Annotated in this window: 22 protein-coding genes; 6 read left to right on the forward strand and 16 right to left on the reverse strand. The window is 53.8% G+C overall.

The annotated features are described in order from the left end of the window. Positions 1–165: 165 nt before the first annotated feature. The 3 genes from MHH28_RS17845 to MHH28_RS17855 all read right to left on the reverse strand — a co-directional run bounded on the left by MHH28_RS17845 (position 166) and on the right by MHH28_RS17855 (position 5,127). On the reverse strand, positions 166–2,643 hold the full coding sequence (locus tag MHH28_RS17845) for an O-antigen ligase family protein (protein ID WP_405104380.1): 2,478 nt from the start codon (positions 2,641–2,643) through the stop codon (positions 166–168). A 582-nt stretch (positions 2,644–3,225) separates the two neighbouring features. Continuing rightward, on the reverse strand, positions 3,226–4,407 hold the full coding sequence (locus MHH28_RS17850) for a class I SAM-dependent methyltransferase (RefSeq protein WP_405104381.1): 1,182 nt from the start codon (positions 4,405–4,407) through the stop codon (positions 3,226–3,228). Between the two features lie 57 nt (positions 4,408–4,464). After that, complete coding sequence (locus MHH28_RS17855) at positions 4,465–5,127, reverse strand: DUF6483 family protein (RefSeq protein ID WP_405104382.1); 663 nt, start codon at positions 5,125–5,127, stop codon at positions 4,465–4,467. Positions 5,128–5,365: 238 nt separating this feature from the next. Between MHH28_RS17855 and MHH28_RS17860 the strand changes: the two genes are divergently transcribed. Then, entirely contained in the window at positions 5,366–5,926 is a 561-nt protein-coding gene (locus MHH28_RS17860) for an ArsR/SmtB family transcription factor (protein WP_405104383.1), read from the forward strand. Further along, the gene (locus MHH28_RS17865; RefSeq protein WP_405104384.1) at positions 5,927–7,231 is read left to right on the forward strand and encodes an MFS transporter; all 1,305 of its coding nucleotides are present in this window, start codon (positions 5,927–5,929) and stop codon (positions 7,229–7,231) included. It abuts the gene before it with no gap. An 86-nt stretch (positions 7,232–7,317) separates the two neighbouring features. On the opposite strand, the gene MHH28_RS17870 is transcribed toward MHH28_RS17865, so the two are convergent. Together MHH28_RS17870 and yyaC are read right to left on the reverse strand one after the other, a co-directional pair. Next, positions 7,318–8,103 carry an alpha/beta fold hydrolase gene (locus MHH28_RS17870; RefSeq protein ID WP_405104385.1) on the reverse strand — a complete coding sequence of 262 codons (786 nt, stop codon included), beginning with the start codon at positions 8,101–8,103 and terminating at the stop codon, positions 7,318–7,320. Between the two features lie 67 nt (positions 8,104–8,170). Further along, positions 8,171–8,698: a spore protease YyaC gene (gene yyaC / locus MHH28_RS17875; RefSeq protein ID WP_405104386.1), complete on the reverse strand. Its 528-nt coding sequence runs from the start codon at positions 8,696–8,698 to the stop codon at positions 8,171–8,173. A 162-nt stretch (positions 8,699–8,860) separates the two neighbouring features. On the opposite strand from yyaC, the gene MHH28_RS17880 reads away from it, so the two are divergent. Next, positions 8,861–9,085 (forward strand): DUF1128 domain-containing protein, encoded by a 225-nt coding sequence (locus MHH28_RS17880; protein ID WP_405104387.1) that lies wholly within the window; start codon positions 8,861–8,863, stop codon positions 9,083–9,085. 127 nt (positions 9,086–9,212) lie between these two features. Here the strand turns inward: MHH28_RS17880 and MHH28_RS17885 are convergent, their stop codons facing one another. Further along, positions 9,213–9,932, reverse strand: a complete 720-nt coding sequence (locus MHH28_RS17885) for a pirin family protein (RefSeq protein WP_405104388.1) — start codon at positions 9,930–9,932, stop codon at positions 9,213–9,215. Between the two features lie 324 nt (positions 9,933–10,256). Here MHH28_RS17885 and MHH28_RS17890 point away from each other — a divergent pair, with 324 nt between their 5' ends. Next, positions 10,257–10,793, forward strand: a complete 537-nt coding sequence (locus tag MHH28_RS17890; protein WP_405104389.1) for a YtxH domain-containing protein — start codon at positions 10,257–10,259, stop codon at positions 10,791–10,793. Positions 10,794–10,922: 129 nt separating this feature from the next. After that, positions 10,923–11,252, forward strand: coding sequence for a DUF5665 domain-containing protein (locus MHH28_RS17895; protein ID WP_405104390.1), 330 nt, complete (start codon positions 10,923–10,925; stop codon positions 11,250–11,252). Between the two features lie 225 nt (positions 11,253–11,477). Here MHH28_RS17895 and MHH28_RS17900 read toward each other — a convergent pair whose 3' ends face one another. The 10 genes from MHH28_RS17900 to MHH28_RS17945 form a co-directional block, all read right to left on the reverse strand. Continuing rightward, positions 11,478–12,248 (reverse strand): sigma-70 family RNA polymerase sigma factor, encoded by a 771-nt coding sequence (locus MHH28_RS17900; protein WP_341016627.1) that lies wholly within the window; start codon positions 12,246–12,248, stop codon positions 11,478–11,480. Next, entirely contained in the window at positions 12,245–12,697 is a 453-nt protein-coding gene (rsbW, locus tag MHH28_RS17905; RefSeq protein WP_341348496.1) for an anti-sigma B factor RsbW, read from the reverse strand. The genes MHH28_RS17900 and rsbW overlap by 4 nt, the downstream gene beginning before the upstream one ends. Positions 12,698–12,715: 18 nt before the next feature. Next, the gene (locus tag MHH28_RS17910; protein ID WP_341183901.1) at positions 12,716–13,054 is read right to left on the reverse strand and encodes an STAS domain-containing protein; all 339 of its coding nucleotides are present in this window, start codon (positions 13,052–13,054) and stop codon (positions 12,716–12,718) included. A 97-nt stretch (positions 13,055–13,151) separates the two neighbouring features. Next, positions 13,152–14,822 carry a response regulator gene (locus MHH28_RS17915; protein ID WP_405104391.1) on the reverse strand — a complete coding sequence of 557 codons (1,671 nt, stop codon included), beginning with the start codon at positions 14,820–14,822 and terminating at the stop codon, positions 13,152–13,154. A 17-nt stretch (positions 14,823–14,839) separates the two neighbouring features. Beyond that, positions 14,840–15,709: a CheR family methyltransferase gene (locus MHH28_RS17920; RefSeq protein WP_405117163.1), complete on the reverse strand. Its 870-nt coding sequence runs from the start codon at positions 15,707–15,709 to the stop codon at positions 14,840–14,842. Between the two features lie 81 nt (positions 15,710–15,790). Beyond that, on the reverse strand, positions 15,791–19,459 hold the full coding sequence (locus MHH28_RS17925) for a response regulator (protein WP_405104392.1): 3,669 nt from the start codon (positions 19,457–19,459) through the stop codon (positions 15,791–15,793). Then, positions 19,456–20,628 carry a SpoIIE family protein phosphatase gene (locus tag MHH28_RS17930; protein ID WP_405104393.1) on the reverse strand — a complete coding sequence of 391 codons (1,173 nt, stop codon included), beginning with the start codon at positions 20,626–20,628 and terminating at the stop codon, positions 19,456–19,458. Before MHH28_RS17930 ends, MHH28_RS17925 begins: the two co-directional genes overlap by 4 nt. Positions 20,629–20,841: 213 nt before the next feature. After that, the gene (locus MHH28_RS17935; protein ID WP_405117164.1) at positions 20,842–21,189 is read right to left on the reverse strand and encodes a general stress protein; all 348 of its coding nucleotides are present in this window, start codon (positions 21,187–21,189) and stop codon (positions 20,842–20,844) included. A gap of 92 nt (positions 21,190–21,281) precedes the next feature. Continuing rightward, a complete protein-coding gene (locus tag MHH28_RS17940) occupies positions 21,282–21,812 on the reverse strand; it encodes a hypothetical protein (RefSeq protein WP_405104394.1) in 531 nt (176 codons plus the stop codon). Between the two features lie 67 nt (positions 21,813–21,879). After that, positions 21,880–22,386, reverse strand: a complete 507-nt coding sequence (locus tag MHH28_RS17945) for a DUF948 domain-containing protein (RefSeq protein WP_405104395.1) — start codon at positions 22,384–22,386, stop codon at positions 21,880–21,882. A 188-nt stretch (positions 22,387–22,574) separates the two neighbouring features. Here MHH28_RS17945 and MHH28_RS17950 point away from each other — a divergent pair, with 188 nt between their 5' ends. Further along, complete coding sequence (locus MHH28_RS17950) at positions 22,575–22,742, forward strand: DUF1328 domain-containing protein (protein WP_405104396.1); 168 nt, start codon at positions 22,575–22,577, stop codon at positions 22,740–22,742. The last annotated feature ends 81 nt before the right edge of the window (positions 22,743–22,823 follow it).

Genomic DNA, 22,823 nt, shown 5'->3' on the forward strand with positions numbered 1-22,823 from the left:
GCCCCTATAGAACACCCCCCGCTTGGAAAAGTTGCAATTTGAAGGGGAATTGCTTCTGCTCCACTATTTTAAAGCTGATGGGCTACTAGGTTGAAGCGGCGGTCATTGTGCTGATATGTTTACCCCATTCGCGTTCAAACTTCGAGTTCCATACTGAGGTACGTCTTATTTATTATTGGAGCTAAGAGCCACCTGGGACTGTAAATGCGTTAACTCAAGATAGATCCCTTCGCTCTGCGGAAGTAGGGTGAAGCGGCGGTCATTGTGCTGCGGTCCTCTGTCCTGCTCCATGGTGGTCAGCAGGCTGTACTGCCGCAGCAGCTCTAGACCCGCCGCCGCGCTGTCCGCCGCTATACGTCTGTCTCCCTCCGCCAAGCTGCGTCTTCCCATCTCAAGCATTCCTCTTAATGCCGCCAGCCGTCTGGCGGCATTATACGGGTCCGTCTGCTGGCTGCGGCGGACCCAGTACAACGCTTCTCCCGGATCACTGCCCCGCAGATAGCGTGCTGCCAGCTCCCCGTGAAGGGCTGCACTCTCCGGGGAGAACGGCAGGCTGCGCAGCAGCAAGCCGGTCCCCTGCTCCTGTGGAAGCAGCCGCGAGAGAGCAATCGCAGGCTGCGGATCTCTTGGATTCCAGCGCAGCGATTGCCGCAGCAGCGTGATTCGCACGGCAGGATCATTCTCCCTGATCGCCTGCTTGAATAGGGAAGCCCCCTTCATGGCCTGGAAGGAAAAAACGCTGCACAAGAGGGTCAGCCCACAGAGAACGCTTATGCCTGCATAAACCCATAATCGGCGCGGCCGCTTCCTTCGCTGGTCAGCCGGCTTGCTGCGCTGCCAACGGGACTCACGCAGAACTGTAGGCATAGCTGTCATAGCGGTCCGGCTGTTGGCTTCGGCAAGTGCCCAGGCAGGCAGCAGGAGCAGCAGCAGCCAGACCAGTCCATAGCTCCAGTCGAAATCGGCTGCGCTATGCAGCACGATCACAAGCAAGGGCGGAAGCAGCCTGGGTGACGCCTTGAATACCAGCCCGCCTGCGGCCAGCAGCAGCAGGAGAACCGCAGCCAGACCCGCCATCCCGAGGTTCAGCAGGATGTCGAGGTACCCGCTGTGCACCTGGCTGCCCACATAGGGGCGGGACTGGGCGGCAAGGTACGTATGCCGCCAGGTCTCGCCCCCGCGCCCCAGCCAGGGCGCCTCTGCCGCGAGCTTCCAGGCGTCGCGGTAGAACAGCCCGCGCGCGTCGGCCGTCGGTGACGGCCCGGTAATCCGCGCGCGTACCCACAGGAGGACGGCGCTGGCCGCTGCCGTCCAGCCTGCCGCCGCCAGCGCCAGCATGGCGGCGCGGAGCAAGCCCGCCGCACGGCAGCTGCGGCGGTGCAGCCATAGGCCGGCGAGCCATGCGCCGGCCCAGAGCCCGGCCAGCAGCAGCAGGCCGGGCATAGGCTCTACCGCCAGCCCGGAGCGGGCCAGCTGGCGGTAGAGCAGCGCCGCCGCGGCAACGGGGGCGGCGCCGGTAATGAGAAGCGGCACGAACAGTTGCCGCTTCAGGAGAAGGGCTGCGGCACCGGCGGCAGCCGCAGCCAGCCATGCGCCGCGCGACTCGCTGAGCAGCAGCGCGGCGGCGTACGGGAAGAGCGGCAGCAGGCGCGCCGCGCTTAGCCAGTACTCAGCGGACCAGATTCTGGTCCGCTCCTCACTTGTGCTTGCAGGTGGCTGATTTGCTCCCCTTACACCAGCACGCTCCGCACGGATATCTGCTCCTGCTTCACCTGCTCCGCCTACACCAGCACGCTCCGCACGGATATCTGCTCCTGCCTCACCTGCTCCGCTTACACCAGCACGCTCCGCACGGATATCTGCTCCTGCCTCACCTGCTCCGCTTACACCTGTAGGCCCAAGCCTACCTGGCTTCTCCCCGTCCGCAGCTCCCCTGGAATCCCCCGGCTTGAAGCCATAAGCGGCGGCAAATAGCCGTTCCAGCAGATACACGGCCATCACCGCACCAAAAGCATTCGGATACTGAAGCAATCCGGCCAGCCTGGCACCGGTGGCACTGACCCCGGGCGACTCAGTATACGCCACCGCATAAGGAACCGGCAGCCCCCCGCATACTGCCAGCAGGGCCGACAAGCTGATAGTGATTCCAAGCAAATGCCATACTGCTGCAAGAAGCACTCCTCCCCGGCGGGTTCGTGCAGCCAGCAAAGCGAATGTAACAAAGCTGGTGTAGAAGACTGAGCGCAGCATTTCATTCAGTGTTCCTTGCGCGGACACGGGACTGCCCAGTGCATGGATAGCATACAAGACACAGAGGAGCACACAACTGCTAAGCAACCCCCATACAACCAGCCTGCTCCCGCCCTCGTTCCCTCTCCTCCTACTGCCCGCCAACTCCCGTGTATTCTCTCTGTGCTCAGACTGCTCCTCTACATTCGCCCTAATCAAGGAACTGCCAGACCACTTCCGATCTTCCCAACGCAGCTTAAGCTCGGCCCCTCTGCCAGTAGCCATATAGATAAGTGCCGATCCCAGCAACACTCCGCACATGCCAAACCACACCGTCAGGAACCCATACATCTCCCCGGTGAAAAAGAACCCTCTCAGCACACAGGCCGCCACCCCCGCTGCTATTAACGCCAAACCGCAAACAAAAGTAACCATCCAGTCACTCTGCCGTCCAGACCTGTTTATCCGCATCCTGAATCTCCCAATTATTCATGATGCTTAACAGTTTAACCATATTTAACGAAAAATAGAAGAGGGAGCTGATTCCCCCGACTAGCTCACACGCTCAAATGAAGAGTACTTATGCACCTGATTCCACCCAAAGTAGCTCAATCACTCATAATGAAGTGCACTTATGCACCTGATTCCACCCAAAGTAGCTCAATCACTCATAATGAAGTGCACTTGTGCACCTGATTTTGCTCATTTGGCCTCCCCCGCCAGTGGAGGAGCATCTTGCTTCTCATGTGCTATCCTAGCCAGGATACGACCCACGCACCACCACATTGTATTCGGTTTTCCGCATACATTTCCCCCGCTCACCCGCACTCAGCCGATTGTATTCGGTTTTCCACACACATTTGCCCCGCAGCCGCTAAAAGCAGGGGTACGCCTGCCCCCGGCTCTCCTTCAGCCCCCATTTCCCCAACCCGCAAAAAAACAGCCGCTCCCATCAGGAAGCGGCCGCTCAGTACCCTAAACTATTCAACACATAAATTAAGCTTCCGGACTGCCGGCGGGCAGCAGATCGGAGCAGGCGCGCTCCAGGTAAGGCTTGGCACCGAGGAAATCGCGGAATGCGGTGTATTCGCGCCATTTGGCAGCCTGGTCGCCGCTGTCGCTGCGGACGGCGCGGATCAGGATGTTCTTCGGGGTATGCTCCATGTCGATGAATTCCAGCAGCTGGCTGCGGTAGCCCATCAGGTCCAGCAGCTTCGCCCGGATTGCATCGGTGGCGAGCGCCGAGAATCGCTCCTTCAGGATACCGTGTGACAGCAGCGGATTCAGCACCTCGCTCTCGACCTGCGCGAACAGCTCATGCTGGCAGCAGGGCACCGAGAGGATTACCGATGCGCCCCAGCGCACGGCCTTCTCCAGTGCTGCATCGGTGGCGGTATCGCAAGCATGCAGCGTGACCACCATGTCCACCTGATCCAGCTCATTATAGTCCGCAATATCACCCACCAGGAACTTCAGCCGGTCATAGCCCAGCCTGGCCGCCAGCGCGTCGCAGTGTGCAATGACATCCGCCTTAAGGTCAAGGCCGACAATATTCAGCTCCCGCTGCTCGCGGAGGGCGAGATAGTGATACAGCGCGAAGGTCAAATAAGACTTGCCGCAGCCAAAATCCACAATCGTCAGCGGCCGGCCTGCCGGCAGATCGCCCAGCACATCCTGAACCATCTCCAGGAACCGGTTGATCTGGCGGAACTTATCATATTTTTTGGCCAGCACCTTGCCTTCGCTGTTCATAATACCAAGCTCGACCAGGAACGGCACCGGCTCCCCCTCATCCAGCACATACTGCTTCCGGCGGTTATGGGCCAGATCCGGCGCTTCCTGCCTGCTGGCTGATTTGGTCAGAATAGATACCTTGTATTTCTTGCTGATCAGCACCTGATAGTCGGCACCGGCCGTACACAGCAGACCTTGGCGGAAGGTGTCCCTCAGCAAAGAGAGCATCTCTTCGGCGGCCTCATCTGCGGGAATGTTGCGGTGTTCGACCTTAGGGCCGATATAATAGGCAAACTGATAATGCAGCTTCCCTTTTAGCTCAACAGGCTTAACCTGTACTTTATTGTAGGCGGCATCGACCTTACTGCGCAGTTGGCTTAGTGTAGCCGTAATCAGAGTACGGCCGGTTATCACTTGCTCGATCAATTCCTTCAAAGCTTCCAAATGGGTACATCTCACTTTCGGATATATAAAATAGAGCACGTAGTCTCCTGAATATCGTTACATTATAGCATTAACGGTAAGCTTGCTCCATTCTTCCCTGCCCTGCTGCACTTCCTCTACAGGAAGACCGCCCCGGGCTAACTGCTCCGGACTTAAAAGCAGCAGCCGTCCGTACAGCTCCCTGCCTTCCTCTGCTACATTCTCCCCCTGCTCCCAGAGCCGGTAGAGACTGTTCTCCGCCTTGGCGTAATGTCCCAGAGATTCGTGGTAAGCCATCAGGAGACGTTCGGTCTTGGCGGGAAGGCGGTACGGCTCCACTTCCTCAAGCAGCTCATTGATCTCTTCCGTCATATTCAGCAGCTCACGGTCCGCACCATGAAGACCGGCATAGATGAATAAATGCAGGGAACGCATCGCCCTGAAGAGGGCTGCATCCCGGTCTCCTTTGGCCGCGTATATCCCGCCTTCCTCCTTCAGCAGCCGGGCTACCCCTTGCAGCTTGTCGGCCTCAAGCACCCCTCCAAGACGAAACATATCAATAATATCCTCTACGGACAACGAATTGAGCAGACGCGAATTCAGGCGAAAATGCCGCATCAGCAGCTCATCTACTTCCCACAGGGCCTCCGTTGTTTTTTTATCCTGCTTCAAGGTCAGCACCTTGGCGACCATAACTGTCATATCCTCGATCATCCGCACAATATAATCTCTCCGGAACATACTGAGCTCCTTTCGTTACGCAACTGCTTCTCTTCTGTATCCTCTGCTTGCTGTTGGACTCATCTTAAACCATTCGTCTCTCCGGCGCCACTCTGCGAAGTTAAGTCTTGACCCCACTATAATGATAAACTATAATTCAGTTACCTAATCTGCATTACAGATCGAACTATTTAACAGATCAAAATTTGGATACAGATGGTATACATGTTAATACGGACCCTACAGAGGAGGCTTATTGATGACCAAGCCAACCGGCAAAACGCAAGACTCGACCACAGCGGCCGTTTCAGATCAACAGGATCTGCAGACAAGCAACCAGCTTTTGAACGTTACGCCGGAACAGGATAAGCTGCTGGAGAGCGCCTTACGGATTAAGATTATGCACACGCTGTCGGCAGAGCCGCTTACCTCCAAGCAGGTTGCGGAGAAGCTGAACAAGACTCCGGGTAATATTCACTACCATATCGTCAAGCTCTATGAAGGCGGTCTGCTCGAGCTTGTCCGTACAGAAGCCGCAGGAGGCATCATCCAGAAATTTTACCGTTCCAAAGGTACGATGTTCCACTCGGAAGCGCTTCGCAGCCTTCACTTCCGCAAAGAAGACCAGACCCGGCATTTCACTACCAGGCTTACTCTCTCTCCTCAGGAGCTTGCGGAATTCCACCAGGAGCTGCTGGAGCTGATTACTGCCTGGGAGTCCAAGGTAACGGAAGGTGACGAATACGGTGTGGAAGTGATGCTGGGCCGTCTGCAGTCTGCCGATGCTGCTGCGCAGCCGGAAGAGGAGGCACAGCAATAGATGAGCACCGCTGGCCCTTCCGGACAACCGAAGCATCATCCGCTTGGGGGCTTCGCCGCCCCTTTCCGGCAATCCCGCGCCTTTCCTTACCTGTGGCTGGGACATTTAGTTTCTTTTTTGGGCAGCTCGGTAACCATGGTTATCCTGCCTGTTCTAGTCTATTCCCTGACCGGCTCCACCACCATTATGGGGATGGTCATGGCCGCCTATATGCTGCCTAATGTAATCATGCTGCCGGTATCCGGACATATTGTCGACCGCTACGACCGGGTACGGATTATGATGCTGGCCGATATTGCCCGGTTCATCGTTATGCTTACGACGGCTGTGCTGTCCTTGACCGGAGTACTGAGCATTCCGTTGCTCTATGGACTTGTTGCCTGCTACGGCCTGCTGGACGGCTTATTCCAGCCCGCCTACGCTGCAGTCCGCGCTACCGTATTCACTCCGGATATCCGCGTAGCAGCGAATTCTCTAACTCAGATCACGACCCAGTCCGTACGGCTGATAGGTCCCGCGTTAGGGGGACTGCTGATTACCCACCTGTCCGCAGGCTTCGGCTTCGGAATTGATGCTTTCACCTATCTTATCTCTCTCATCTGCCTAATCTATCTGCGCAGAGTGATGATGACCCGGCTGCGGTCTGCTGCCGCTGAGACTGGAATCCTTGCTAAGCCTGCTGCCGGGACCTCTCCAGCTCCGCACTGGAGGCAGGATTTCGCCGAAGGAATACTTGTTCTTCGCAGCCAGCCCTGGCTCTGGATTACAATTCTCGCCTTCTGCTTCGTCAATATATGTTATACGGGCGTAATCAGCGTCCTTCTTCCCTGGCTGTTCAAGGTCCATCACGGCTGGCCTCCTTATCTCTACGGCCTGGCCGTTACGTTCTCCGGTGTCGGGGCCATAACGGCCGGCCTGCTGTACGGCCTGCGGCCAAAATGGAATCACCGCGGCATCCTGGCTTACGGCGGCGCCATGATCAGCGGGGCTGCCCTGCTGCTGCTCCCGTTCGCAGGCACCCCGGCAGCAGCCATCGCCTTATTTACCGTAGAAGGCTTCGGATTAATGATCTTCGGGCTGATCTGGGAGATCAGCCTGCAGGAGCTTGTTCCGAAGGAAGCCTTCGGACGAGTAGCCAGTCTGGATATGTTCGGTTCCTTCGCCCTGCTGCCGGTCGGATATATCTTAGTCGGCTGGCTGGCCGACCGGATCGGAGGCGTATCGACCATTATTATTTTTTCCGGCCTGGGCCTCTCTTGTGTTGCCTTGGTGTTGTGCCTTCCGGCGATCCGTAAGTTTCAATAAAATATATAAATTTGCACAACAAACAGAAGGCAGCACCCCGCCGGAGAGCGGGAGTGTTGCCTTCTGTCCCTATTGCCTGATGTAATTTATTGCTGCACAGGGGCCTGCACGAAATCCTTAATAATCCTCGCCAGCTCCTCCGGTGCTTCGAACATGCCCATGTGGCCTACACCCGGCAGCGTCACCTTGGTAATGTTCTGGTTGTCTGAAGTGAACGTCCGCTCCGGCGTCACCTTCGAATCCTCTGCTCCGGCCACCAGCAGCACCGGCAGCGCCGTTGCCGAGATCACATCGCGGCGGTCCGGGCGCTCACGCATAGCCAAGGATGCGCCAACTGCGCCTTGCGGCGGAGTCTTATAGCCAATCTCCTTGGCCCGTTCAAGCAGCCGCGGTGCCGCTTCAGGAGCAAACAGTCCAGGCACCAGCTGATCCACAAAAGCAAAAATGCCTTCGCTCTGAATCATCGTGACGCTCTTCAGCCGGTTCTCCTTGGCTTCTTCACTGTCCGGATAACCGGAGGAATGAATCAGCCCGAAGCCTTTCAATCTGGAGGCATGGCGCTGGGCAAACGACAGGGTAATATAACCTCCGAGCGAGTGTCCCAACAGGTAGCATTCAGGAATCTCCAGGGCATTCAGCAGCGACAGCACATCGTCGGCCATCTGCTCGATGGTATAGGCTCCCAGCGGAGCATCCGAAGCCCCATGCCCGCGCAGATCCGGGGCAATGACCCGGTAATGGGCAGTCAGGCCGGGAATCACCTTTTCCCAGTATTCGGCACTCCCGCAGAATCCGTGCAGCAGCACGATAACATCCCCTTCGCCTTGATCACTATAGCAAATGTTGCTTCCCTCGCATCGAACATTTTCCATGGCTGCTTACCCTCTTTCTATGTAGTGGTCTATATTAATAAGCTAGAACCGCTGATTTGAAACGCTCTCAATCCGTAAGTCCGAATCCCTGGGCGGCTGCCCTGGCAATCTGGTCGGCCATAACCATTACCCGGTAGAGCGGGGTAGTCTGTATAGTCCGGTAAGGACGCGGACTGTTCACATCTACGATTGCTGCCAGACTGTAATTCCCTACTGCGGGCAGGAGTCCCCCTACAGATTGTGCGGGCCGCAGCGGCTGTGCTGCCGCAAAGTAACAGCCCAGTGCAGCCGGAGGCCCAAGACAGGCGTCTACAGCGATAATAACCTGCCCTTCCGCAATCTCTGTTATCCGCTGAACCAGATTATCCGCATCACAGGGCGCGGGCAGCGTGCCGGTTACATTAGGGAATCCGTATTCCAGCAGACGGCTTCCCGTCAGAGGGCCCAGCGCATCTCCGGTGGAACGGTCCGTTCCGATACAGAGGAAGGTCACCTGCTCAGCGGAATACACTTCTGCGATCCCGCGGAAGAAGGCGGTAAGCCCCCCGGCATCCATTTTACGCCGTTTTCTGCTCTCTTCTTCTCTGATGGCCAAAGACCCTCTCCCCCTCGCTAAGCAGCCTGATATAGTAACCTTTAATTTACCATGTTTGCGGGATCTGGACAAAAAAATGGTCATCTGCTGCCCAAACATGATAAGATGTTTGGACTGTACAAGTTCACATTCTATATTACTCAGGGAGGACGGTTATACTCAATGGATTTGTCAAACCCAAGCCAGGAGAACGTTGAATATATGATCGAAGGCATCAAAAACAAGCTGAAAATGGCCAGTGCCGCTGCAATGCAGGCGTCAGCCTTTTCGGTGGAGCATTATGAGGATATCCGGGATATTTACGAGGTTGCCATGGGGAGTGACCGGCTCAGCATCTCCCAGGTGGAGGCGCTGGTCTCAGAGCTTGGACGCCTGCGCAAGAAATAACGCCGTTGGATACAGCCGGTGGATACATTAGAGAAAGCCCTTCAGCTTCATTGTCCGTAAGGCCGGACGTTGAAGCTGAAGGGCTTTTGTGTGCTGTAACAGTATCCGTACTGTGCGGTCCCCGCTGCTACGGGAGGTCAATCAGAATGAATTCTGCATCTCCTGAGCTGCTTATGCCTTTGAGCGTAAGCTCGCAGCTCTTGCGGATACGCGCCGCATCCCCCTGCTGAAGCTGGAATACTCCATCTGCGCACGAGATCTCCAGATCCCCGGAAATGACATACAGATGGGTGCGCCGCTCCTCCTGCTGGGGATAATGCAGCTCCCGGTTCGTCTGCAGAACGGACAGGTAGATGTTAACATCATTGTCCAGCTTCAGCGAGCCTTGAGTCCCTTCCCCTGACGCTACAGGCAGCAGGTGATTAAGCCTCAGCTCCGCCGGGAAGAACCGGGCATCCCATTTCGGGGTCTTACCGGGCCTGTCGGGCAGAAGCCAGATCTGCAGGAACCGGACATTCCCATGGTCTGACGGATTCGTCTCCGAATGGTTAATGCCTGTTCCAGCGCTCATTAACTGCACACTGCCTGCCTGCAGATCCGCATGATTGCCTAAGTCATCCTGATGCTTCAGCACACCCGACACCACATACGTGATAATCTCCAGATCATGATGCGGGTGCTCATGCATGCCTTGCTCCGGCTTCAATTCATTGTCGTTGTGCGCCAGCAGTGCACCGAAATGGGCATTGCTGGGGTCATCGTAATCGGCAAAGGAGAAGCTGAATTCACTGTGTATCCATTCTCTATTCGAAGTATGACGCTCGGCTGCTGTGACTACTTTAATCATAATGCTGCACCTCCATAAGATGTTGTTATTTTATCAATATCCTAGACGGGGGAATGAATGCTCCTCAATATGAGATGTATAGATGCGCTATAATTAACTATTTCTTACCCCCTTCCCTTCGTGATCAATCAAACTTGTAAAGCCGCAAATTCTTTGAAATAGGCATAGAAAAGCCTGTTTTCAGCGCGGATGCTCCCGTATACTCCGGCAATCTTTGCCAAGCTGTCCCGCTGTTTCAGCCCATAGCCCAACGTTTATATACGAAGTAAGAACATTCAGGCTTACCTGAATTTGAATGACTATTCTGATAAGGAGTGATTGATAATGAATAAAGCAGAGAAGGAATATCCGGTAGAAAGCGGCAGCACATTCTTTAAAGGGATCTTCATCGGCGGTCTGCTCGGAGCAGCAGCGGCATTGTTATTCGCACCGAAGCCTGGACGCGAGATGCGCAGTGACCTGTCCGATAAGCTGACTGTAGCTACGGACAAGACGAAAGAAGTTGCCGGAACGGTGACGGACAAAACCAAATCCTTGGCCTCTACAGTTAGCGAAAAGGCCACCGATCTGGCCGGTACCGTATCCGCCAAAGCTTCTGATATCTTCACGACTGTCAGCGACAGCAAGCAGCAAATTGCCGCTACTCTGGCGGAAACAGGCAAAAAAATCGGTGAAACGGTAACCGATGCTTCCAAAAATATCTCAGATAACGTGAAGGATGCTTCCAAAGATGTGGCCGATGAAGCGAAGTATGCCTCCGGTGAGGTAGCAGATACAACCAAGGATGCCTCCAAGGAAATCGCAGAGGAAGCGAAGGGCGCTAAAGAGGATGTTAAGAGCACTTACAAATCCTCCTACTAAAGCCGGGGTATCCCGCTGAGTAGATACCAAAGAGAGCGGCCAGATCTTCCTTAGCTGGCCGCTCTCTATTTACGCATGTCTTATATTCCAACAAAGCCTGTTTCAGGCTACAGAAAGCAGGTACGCCTTATGGGAGAAGCGGACAACAGAACCAAAGCTTATGACGTTGATGAGCATCCCTTCGAGCTGCGGCATGAGGTCAAACGCTTGAATGCGAGGCTCGACAAGATTGCGGATTCCCTGGAGAAGTCCGAGTTCAAGGATATCCTGGAGAATTATACAGACCCCAAGAAGCGGATCATTACCAATCTGATGGCCGGCATCTCCAGAGGGCTCGGATTGTCCTTGGGCACATTTGTGATTCTCGGTCTGCTTGGCTATATTCTCAGCCTGTTTATCAATGTGCCGGTAATCGGGGAATATCTCGGAGAGATCAAGAAGTATATCGATGCCAACTAACTGACTACATTTCCCGCTCATCCCTCCTGCAGCCTACTCTTAACGAGGAATAGACTGCAGGAGGGATGTTGCTCTTTACCCCCACAAAGTGGGGCTTTAGCGTAGGTGATGACTCAGGTACTTTGCCGGGACCCCAAAACATATAAATTCTTATCTACCCAAAAAGGGCAGGCCCTACCCCATACGGGATAGAACCTGCCCTGATAAATATAATTGCCTTACTATTTAATAGGATGAATTAGCCATGATCTGCTTCAGCTTCTCGGTGGCCCGCTTCTGGATACGCGAGACACTCATCTGCGAGACACCCAGCTTCTGGGCAATAGCCCGCTGGGATTGGCCGTCCTGGAAGGCCAGCAGCAGCACCTGCTGCTCCTGCTCCTTCAGCTGTCCCAGTGCCTGCTGGAGATCCATACGCTTCTCCACCGTCTCGTAGTCATTCGCATCGGAGCTGATCAATTCGCCCAGTGTGGCTCCGCTCTCCTCCTGGGAGAGCGGTGAATCCAGGGAGACATAATGATAACACTCTCTGCCGGCCAGTACTTCCACAGTTTCTTCTACGGTCAGGTCGAGATAATGCGCAATTTCTTCAACTGCCGGAGAACGTTCTAACCGGATGGTCAGTTCATCGATGGCCTGCTGAACAAGCGCGCCTTTTTCCTTAATCCGCCGGGGAACCTGTATGTACCAGGATTTATCACGCAGGAAGTTTTTCATATGCCCAATCATGCTCTTCATCGCATACGGCTCGAAGGGAATCCCCAAGCTGATGTCGTATTGCTGCAGCAGCCGGATCAGCGCCATTTGCCCCACCTGATACAGATCCTCATAGAGATCCGGACGGTTACGGGCGATTTTGCCGGCTGCCATCTTGACCATGGGTTCATATTTGCGGATGAGCACTGTTGCAATTTCATTGTCTTTCGTCTGCTGGTATTCCCAGATCAGGCTTACCGCTTCATTCATGGACTCTGGGGGAGTCACTTTGTCATTCATACTTTCTCCTCGCTGTAATTGAGCCGTTTGGTCAGGGTAACGACTGTCCCTTTCCCTGCTTCGCTAACGACGCTAACGTCATCCATCAGCGCCTGCATTAGGTAGAATCCCAGTCCGCCCACCTGAACATCATTCAGCTCCTTATCATGCAGCGTCAGACGTTCTCCGGACGCGTCCATACCGTCAAAGCTCTCCCCCTCATCTTTGACAGTAATGGATAAGACACTTGATCCTACCTCAAAGATTACATCAACCATACCGTCCGCCTGCCCATAGGCATAGAGCACGGAGTTATTACAGGCTTCCGAGACTGCTACCTTCATATCTTCAATGTCTTCATAAGTGAAACCCATTTTGGAGGCAATGCCATATAAATTAAGCCGGACAATATCGACATATTCTGCACTGGCGGGTAACTGAAGAACTACTCTTTGTATGTCATCACTCATTCTTAGTTCGATCCTTTCCTAGTGGGAATTCTCTTGGGAGGCAAAAAATTTGGAAATGCCGGTCATGTCAAACAACTTCTGTATTTGCGGAGGAACTTCAGCAACAGTAAATTTGACATCCATTCCGTGTCTTGCTTTGAGGATTGACAACAGGATTCCGATCCCGGTGCTGTCAATATACTTCAGATCCTTCAGATTAATCACGAGGTCAAGCCCCGTATCTCCCACTAGCGGCTCCATAACCAAACGGAAATCAGGGGCCACAGACAAATCAAGCTCACCCACCAGATAAACAGTGCATACTGTACCTACGGTTTCGGTTTTTGCGTGAAACTTTTCGCTTTTATGTGTATTCATAGACAACTCTCCTGATTAAATGTTTTCTTTACCAATAACCCTAATAGCACACTGTTGAAACAACAAATGAAACTGTACAGCAGCGGTAATTCCTGGATTATGCGTTAAAAAGCGAGGTGTTCCGCTGGGTTGCGGGGTTATCCTTGCCTGAATATCTGGAGATCATTTGTTTGATGCTGCTCAGCTTGAGCGGCTTGCTGATGTAGCCGTCCATTCCGGCAGCAGTGCAGCGGTTCTGGATTCCCTCCATTACATTGGCCGTCATCGCAATAATCACCGTCTTGTCCGGTGAACTGCCGCTGTCCTCACGAATCAGCGAGGTTGCTTCAAGTCCATCCATGACCGGCATCTGTAAATCCATGAAGATAAAATCATAAGCGGACTTTCGGGCCAGCTCTACAGCCTGCTTCCCGTCCTCGGCAACATCCGTACGGTACCCGAGCTTATCCAGCATGCTGACCATGAGCCGCTGATTAATCGGATGATCATCCACGACAAGCACTTTACTCCGGCTGGCCTCGTCTGTCCCGTCTGCTGCGCTTACCTCTTCCCGGCAGCTGTCCTCCAGTTCATCCTCCGGCACGGCAACCTTGATCGTGAATACAAAGGTAGCCCCCTTTTCTTCCATCGACTCCACACGGATATCTCCGCCCATCATGCCCACCAGCGATTTGCAGATGGCGAGGCCGAGGCCCGTTCCCCCGTATTTACGGGTCATGGATGAATCGAGCTGGGAAAAGGGCTGGAACAGCCGGTCGCATTTCTCCGGCGAGATTCCGATGCCGGTATCTTTAACCGTAAATTCCACTACCAGATTATTATCCGCTGTAGGCAGGCTGGAAGCAACCAAATACACGCCGCCCTGGTTGGTAAATTTCACCGCATTGGATACAAGGTTAATGAGCACCTGGCGCAGACGGGCCATATCTCCATAGATCAGCCGCGGCAGCTTCTGGTCGATGAAATAGGCCAGCTCCAGATTTTTTTTGCCGGCTTCGGCGGAGAACAGACTGAACACCTCCTGAATGGTGGTATTCAGCTCGAATAATTGCTCTTCCATCTCCATCTTGCCCGATTCCATCTTGGTGAAATCAAGAATATCGTTAATCACCGTGATGAGTGTATCCGCGCTCTTACGAATGATTTCGGTGTATTCCTTCTGTTCCGGGGCAAGCTGGGTCTCCATCAAAAGATCAATCATGCCCACGACCCCGTTCATCGGAGTGCGGATCTCATGACTCATCATCGCAAGAAATTCGGTCTTGGCTTTGGCGGCAATCTCCGCCTCTTCCTTGGCCTTGATCAATTCGCCGTTCATGCGTTCCAGTTCCAGCGTCTTCTGCTGGAGCTGCATCGCTTGAATCTGCTGCTTCTTGCTGGTCAGATGCATATTGACGAAGCCTTCGATCTTGGACTTCAGGATCTGCGGAATAAATGGTTTGACCATATAATCAATGGCACCGGCCGAATATCCTGCGAATAAATGCTCCGACTCCCTGCTGTTGGCAGAGATGAAGATAATCGGGATATCCTTGGTTTTCTCCCTGGCCTTGATTAATTTAGCGGTTTCAATCCCGTCCATACCCGGCATCTGAACGTCCAGAACAATCACGGCGAATTCATATTTCAATAAGCACCGCAGTGCTTCTTCTCCAGAATTGGCTTTGACAAGCTTGTAGTGCTGGCTCTCCAGGACGGCTTCGAGTGCCAGCAAATTCTCGGGACGGTCGTCAACCAGCAGTATGTGAATCGGTTCTTGAACCCCCATAGGTCCCTCCTTACCCGCTATTTATTTTTGCGGTATATTTTCTCTACCCGGTCCAGAGGCTCGTAGCTGTCACTGTACCGCGTGAAATGAATGGATTCCTTGGAACCGAGGACCAGCACGCCGAACCGGCTTAGACTCTCATGGAACAAGCCATGCACATGATCGCGGAGCTCATCGTTGAAGTAGATCATTACGTTGCGGCACAGAATCACGTTAAATTCATTGAAGGATGTGTCTGTCGCCAGATTATGCTCGGCAAAAATGATATTCTTGCGCAGGTAGGGCTGCAGAATCACTGAATTATACTTCGCTGTATAATATTCCGAGAAGGCACCTGTGCCTCCGGCTTCCAGGTAGTTCTTGGTGTACTGCTTCATTTTTCCAATTTCATACACGCCTTCTTTAGCCTGCTGCAAGGAACGGGCGTTCATGTCCGTAGCATAGATTCTTGCCTTATCATACAGGCCTTCCTCATGCAGCATAATAGCCATCGAATAGACCTCTTCGCCTGTCGAGCAGCCGGCATGCCAGATCCTGATATATGGATACGTCCGCAGGAGCGGAATTACCTTCTGGCGGAAGGTCAGGAAGAGTCCCGGGTCACGGAACATTTCCGTCACAGGGATCGAGAGGCTGTATACGAACCGTTCGAAGCAGGCACGGTCATGCAGCACCTTCTCCTGCAAGGCGGATATGGTGGGCAGACTCTCCGCATGGACATGATGCCAGATCCGCCGCTTCAAGGAAGGCAACGCATAATTCCTGAAGTCATATCCGTATAGCCGGTGTACTCCGCTCAGAAGCAGCTCAATCTCAATTTGTTCCAGCTCCTGCTTGCTTCCCGGCTGATTCTCCTGCTCCTCGTATCCATGCTCCATCGCTGCCATTGTCATCAAGACTCCCTTGCCTGTTCCTTATTTCCGCACCTGTTTCGATACTACTGTATAGCTATTACCCCGAAATCGCCCTTACGAATACAACCAGACGCGCATTAAAGAAAGAAGCTGATCGGTGCTGATCGGTTTCTTCATGTAATCGGAGGCTCCGGCTTCAATACACTTGGCCCGGTCCTCCTTCATCGCCTTGGCGGTAAGGGCTATAATCGGCAGTTTCTGGTACTGCGGCATCTGCCGGATGCGGCGCATGGCTTCATATCCATCCATCTCCGGCATCATCATATCCATCAGCACCAGATCATAATCGCTGCGTTCGACCAGCATGTCGATGGCCTCCCGGCCATTCTCGGCGAATTTCACTTCCATGTGATAGCCTTCGAGCACGCTGGAGAGGGCAAAGACATTGCGGATATCATCATCGACGAGCAGTATTTTCTTGCCGTCGAACAATTCTTCTTTATTGTGCAGCTTTTGCAGAATTTTACGCTTATCCTCCGGCAGATTGGCTTCAACGCGGTGCATGAACAGCGTTGTCTCATCGAGCAGCCGTTCCGGCGAGCGGACATCCTTGATAATAATCGACTCCGCATATTTGCGCAGCTTGGTCTCTTCCTTGCTGTCCAGATCCTTGCCGGTATAAATAATGATCGGCAGATCGTTCAGCTCCTCATCGTCGCGGATCTGGTCCAGCAGCTCGAAGCCGGTCATATCGTCCAGCATCAGGTCAAGAACCATACAGTCATACCTCTGCTTGTGCAGCTCATTCAGGGCCTCCCGGCCTGTAGAAACTGCCGTAATGACCACATCATCATGTCCGATAAGCTCCTCGATGGAGCGGCGCTGGATATCGTCGTCCTCTACGATCAGCAGATGCTTCATCTTGCTTGCGGTATAGGTCTCAATCTGCGAGAAGGCCCGATCCAGCGCTTCACGGGAGGACGGCTTCCGCAGATAGGCCATCGCCCCCATCATGAGTCCCTGCTTAATCTCATCGTTCACAGAGATCACATGCACCGGAATATGGCGTGTGTGAGAGTCGCTCTTAAGCTCCCTCAGAATCGACCAGCCGTCCATGACCGGCAGCTGAATGTCTAGAATGATCGCGTCCGGGAGCAGGGTCTTGGCCATCTGCAGGCCGGTATCGCCCTGCAGGGCTACCAGCCCCTTGAAGCCGCGGCCGCGGGCCATGCTCAGCAATATCTTGGCAAAGCTCTCGTCATCCTCAATGATCAGCAGCACCTTGTCACCGCTGACCAGGGACTCCCGGTCATCCTCCACAACTACTGGCATAGGAGGCGTAGGAGCTATATTCCCCGCCACATCCCATGGCAATTGTTCCCGGTACGCCTCAAGCTGCGCGGGCTCTCCGGCAGGTGCAGCTTCTATCGCTCCCGGCAGCAGGCTGAAGTTCCCCTTGACCGGCAAATACAGCGTAAATATGCTGCCTTGCCCTTCACGGGACTCCAGTCCGATCGCTCCGCCCATCAGGCGGGCCAATTCACGGCTGATCGACAAGCCAAGCCCCGTGCCGCCATATTTGCGGCTGGTCGTGCCGTCCACCTGCTGGAACGCCTCGAAGACGATATCCATCTTGTCGGACGGGATTCCGATACCGCTGTCTTTGACGGATATGGCAATGTACTCAAATTCTTGTGGTAGATAGCCGGGCAGCCGCTTCACATCCGCACGGCTGACTGTGAACTCAATGAACCCTTCACTGGTGAACTTGAAGGCATTGGACAACAGATTGCGCAGGATCTGCTTCAGTCTGTGGCTGTCGCTATACAGGCTGTCCGGCAGCGGCTCTTCAAACGACAGGCGCAGTGACAATCCCTTCTGCGCAGCCAGCGGAGCGAAGTTCTGCTTCACGAAGGTCTTCAGCTCGATCAGCGGAATCTCTTCATGATTCAGCTCCATTTTGCCGGCATCGACCTTGGACAGATCTAGAATCTCATCAATCATCTTGAGCAGATCCGCACCGGACATATAGATAGTATGGGCAAATTCCACCTGCTTCTCGCTCAGGTTGCCCTCCTTATTCTCCTTCAGAAGCTGGGAGAGAATCAGCAGGCTGTTCAGCGGAGTGCGCAGCTCATGGGACATATTGGCAAGAAACTCTGATTTGTATTTGCTGGTGACCGCAAGCTGCATAGCCTGCTTCTCCAGCTGCACACGGGCATGCTCAATCTCATCCTTTTTCTCCTCAACCTCCTGCACCTGATCCTCAAGCGCACGGGTCTTGGAGACCAGCTCTGAATTGTAATGCTCCAGTTCCTCCTGCTGGCGCTGCAGCAGCTCTTCGGAGCGCTTCAGGGCATCCGTCTGCTCCTCCAGATTCTCATTGGAACGGCGCAGCTCCTCCTGCTGGGTCTGCAGCTCCTCCGACTGGCATTGCAGCTCTTCGGTGAGCGTCTGCGATTCGCGCAGTAATTCCTCAACGACAAGCCTGCGGCTGATGTTATTCAGAATGATCCCCAGATTACTGGAGAGCTGATGCAGCAGTTCGTTCTGAAGCACTGAGAATGGGGTGAAGGATGCAAACTCTACAACACCCAGCACCTCCTCCTCAAATAACAGCGGGTGAATCGAAATATAGCTCGGATGCGATTCCCCGAACCCGGAAGAAATCGAGATATAGTTGTCAGGGGCTTCCGTCAGCTTGATCGGCAGCTTATCCAGGGCACTCTGCCCGACCAGACCCTGACCGATCTCGAAGCTCTCCTTGGGCGTAACGCCCTCCTCACCGGCATAATAAGCGCTGCTGACCAGCAGGTTCGGATTATCCTGGCTCTTCAGATAGACAGCGCCATACTGGGCGCCCAGCACAGGTGTGAACTCACTGATAAAGGTCTGGGAGACCTGATCCAGCGAGCTGACGCCGCGCAGCAGCTCTGTAATCCGGGCAATATTGGCATTCAGCCAAGCCTGATCGCTCTGTGCCTGGGCGTAGGATCTCTCCAGCTCCTGCTTCTGCTCAATATTCTCAGCCATCTGCTGAAACACCCGGGCCACATCCCCGATCTCGTCCTTGGATTTCACTTTGATCCGCCGGATGGCCCGCATTTTGCCGTTGCCGAAGCTGGTGATCATCATGGAGACAACGCTAAGTCCGCGCGTGATGCTCGGGATCACCCATAGTATGACGCCCAGCCCGAGCAGCAGCCCCAGCACCATAATAAGGGTCACCATCTGAATTGACCGGTCCGAAGCCTCCTGGGCCTTGGCCGTCTCTTCGGTCATCCGGAAGGCATTGTAATCGGACAGGGCATTCAGGCTGTTCAGCACCTCGTTCTGAATATCCTGCCCTTCTGCGTTGCGGTACGTATTGGCATTCTGGAAATATCCGGCGCCCAGCATCTCCAGGACCTTATCCTGGTATTTCAGATAGGCAGAATAGGAGTTCTCAATCCGCGACAGTATCTGCAGCTCCTCGGCCGTCTTCAGCGAAGCCTTGATATTCTCCAGATGCTCCGCCGCCTTGAGCACCTTACTGTCAATTTCCGCCTTCTGCGCCCCCACAGTCACGGTATCCGCATTCAGCATGGAGGTGGTCAGAATCCGCGCCATGTCGTTCACTTCGCCGCGAAGCCCCGACGAGGCACGGCCCTTGCTGTATCTATCCTGGTAGTTGTCCAGCTGATTGCTCATATAATGAAGCCTGTCATATCCAATCAGGGTAAGCGCCAGCATAATCGCCAGCATGGCACTGAACCCGATCAGCAGTTTTGCCTTAATCTTCATTCCTTATCGGTTCCTTTCTTCAGTGAAATCCAGACGAGGCATTTATCATCATCACGTTCCGGATTGACAGGCTCGCTCAGGAATGCAGCGCGCACCAGGTCTTCCTGCCAGTCATGAGTGGCATTCAGATGCCCGACCATGAATTTCAGCTGCTCCTCCTGCTCGCCCTCCACCATCTCCATGAGACCGTCCGTGAACAGCACCAGATGGCCCTCATCCTCGTAGCTGAGGCTCTGCTGCTCGATATCAATCCGGTCAAACAGCCCGACAGGGTGGCAATTGCTCTCAAGCAGCACAGGCGTCTTGGCCTCCCCTTCAAAGAACAGCGCCGGCGGATGCCCGGCATTCACATAATTAATCCGCTTCATGCGGGTATCGATGACAAGATAGATCGCCGTGAAATAATACTGGACCAGCTGCTTCTCAATATATAGCTGGTTAAAACGTCTGTTAAGCTCCTGAATAACCTTCTCCGGCTCCACATAGGTGGTGACGGTATCCTTCAATACGGAAGCAAGGAACATGGTAAACAAGGAAGACGAGATGCCGTGGCCCATCATATCCAGCAGAATGACCGCATAACGCCCGTCTCCCAGCGGGTACCAGGCATACAGGTCTCCGGCCAGCTCGAAGGAGGGCTGGTAAATCGCATGTACCTCCAGCGTCTCCTCGGCAAGCGGCAGGCTGAGCACGGCATTCTGCACCAGGGCAGCCAGCTTCAATTCATCCTGTATACGCTGGTCCCGCTCCTTGTGCCAGTCCTTCTCGCGCTTCAGCCGCAGCGCCAAGCGGATTCGGGCCATCAGCTCCACCTTGTTTATCGGCTTCGTCACATAATCCACCGCCCCGGCATCCAGTGCCTCCGCGAGCTTCTTCGAATCTCCGACAGCCGTAACCATAATAATAGGAATATCCTTCAGGTGCTCATATTGCTGGACCACACGGCAGGCTTCAATCCCATCCATCTCCGGCATCATCATATCCAGCAGAATCAGATCCACATCGGATGGACGGGGCTGGCTGTTGTCTCCCCCTGCGCCGACGCCCAGCAGCTTCAACATATCTTTAGCGGACGAAGCCGTTATAAAATTCCGGTAATCTTCCTTCTTGAGGATTTCACGGATAATGATTACATTGGTAGGATTGTCGTCTACGATTAGAATTCTCAAGCTCCCTCACCTCACGCGGATAATAGTAAGACCGTAAACTCCATAATTCTCTTATTCTATCATACGATATTTACGCAGCCTGTTACCAACCAACTAGATATTGGCACAAAACAGGTCCCTCGCTTCAACAAAGTAACCTCCAGCTCCACTGCGTATAGTGGGACTGGAGGTTACGCTATTGTACTATTGAAGTCAATCAAGCTGACCTTGGGATTATTGTGGGTTGCGTTTGGCAATGACCAGAACCTTGCCTTTATCCAGCTCTTTCTCGTAAAAGGCCGCCTCCGCTGAGCTGAAGCCCAGTGAAGTCATTTTGGAGCGTAAAGCGTCCCCCCGTGAACGGAAGAGATTGGCGATGGAACCGAACAGTCCTTCTTCACCCAGCCCTACTTCATTCGTGTCTGCGGCGTCCACGATACGTCCTTCGCGGTCTTCATCGTGACTGATCACATAGAGATCATCCCTGGTGTAGCCGCTGCTGCGGAGCCGGTTCACTTCTTCTATCGCCTGAATACCGTTCTCCAGCAGCTTGGCATAAGCCTGTGTACCGGTTGAATCCATGAAATCACTCTCCTTCATAATGGATAAAAGGCCCAGCCACCCGATGGATGACTGAGCATTCATTAACCGAAATGGCCGTCCCTGAAACAGCTTCAGAAGGAATCCCCGTCAAACAAATCCACCCCGTCCCATTCGCCGGTCTCCATATTGCGGTAGATTTTGAGTGCGGCAGCTCCTCTGATATAAACATCCCCATCCTCGGCTTCAAAATCAGGCGTACCCAGCACATCCTGCACATTCATGGTCTCTGGAAGGAGCGGCTGTTCATTAAGCCTCAGACCGTATTGCCCGGCCTGTGGAGGTGAAGCATGAACGTAGAGAACAGCGCCCCCGCATACCCCTGCCGAGCTGTCCGCATATTGGTATTCCAGACAGCCCGCCCAAGGATCTTCAGCAATCTGCTGAGGGGTTCCCTTGGTCTTCAGCAGCTCCTCCTCCGTCATATATAAGCGGATACCGGCTAAGGAATCGAAGCTGCTTATGTAGGAAGCAGCAGGCAGACTCTGCCCGAAAGCAAAGGTTACCGGGAGCTGTGCGGCGGTATCGGGAGCAACAGTATCATCTTGCGGCGGTGCAGATAGGAAGGGAGCAAGCAGACTAAGCAAGAGAATAACCATTTTCATAGGGTTCCCGCCTTTCATAAGCTGGTATTGCCCCGTCCTGAGCCCCGCCATATTTCATTCCATCAGATTAATGGCGGAATTTCTGCCAGATCGCGGCGGCTGCATCCACGCTCTTGAGGGCTGTTGCAATCTTGCCCTTCGATTTACTTGCGTTCACTGCGTCATAGGATTGCACGGTTCTCTCTTCGGCCGGCGTTAACGGGGCTTCTGCGATGGATACCGACTTTGCCTTATCCTTCAGTTCACGCGATTTACGGAACTTCTCAATTACCGTTACAGACACCTGCTTCACGGTCAATGTCAGCTCGTTCATGACATCCCCCAGATTCTTCACAGAATCCACAATCGGGTCAATCTTTTGAATTTTGCCCTGGACATCGGCCGTGATGTCATTGGCATGCCGGACGGTTGTTTTCACTTCATAGGTAAGCTCATCGATCGTCTTCTGAACCTCCTGCAGGGTCTGGCTGACCTTGTCGAGGGAGTCCTTCGCTGACTTCAAGGTTTTAATTAAGAAGAATACGAGTACTGCGAATGCGATAGCAGCCAGTGCTACGCTAAGTTCAATGATCATAGTGGATAACCCCTTCCGAGTGTCTAAATTATCGGTTTGCCCTGTCTGATACTGCATAGTTACCCTTACAGAATTGGGCCGAAACAAAGGACAAGCCCATGGAATTCTCTTCCTTTCCACCCTGTTTCAAATGGATAAGCCCCGTTTAAACAATGACTACACCAAGCGCACAGAAAGGATGACATCTCATGCTAAAATGGTCAATAATTCTGCTGGTAGTGGCCCTGATTGCAGGTATCTTCGGATTCTTCAATATTGTGGCGGCGGCTGTAGGCATCGCCAAAGTATTGTTCTACATCTTCCTGATCCTCTTCGTGGTCTCACTCTTTATGGGGCGCAGGGGACGATCTATGTAGGCAAGCAAACAAACTATTAGTTAGCTGACTGCCGCCAGGCAGTGCTGCAGGCCCGGAGGACTCCGTGAGGAAGCCTCCGGG

This window comes from Paenibacillus sp. FSL K6-1217 (genome assembly GCF_045040735.1).
Lineage (GTDB): Bacteria > Bacillota > Bacilli > Paenibacillales > Paenibacillaceae > Paenibacillus_AQ.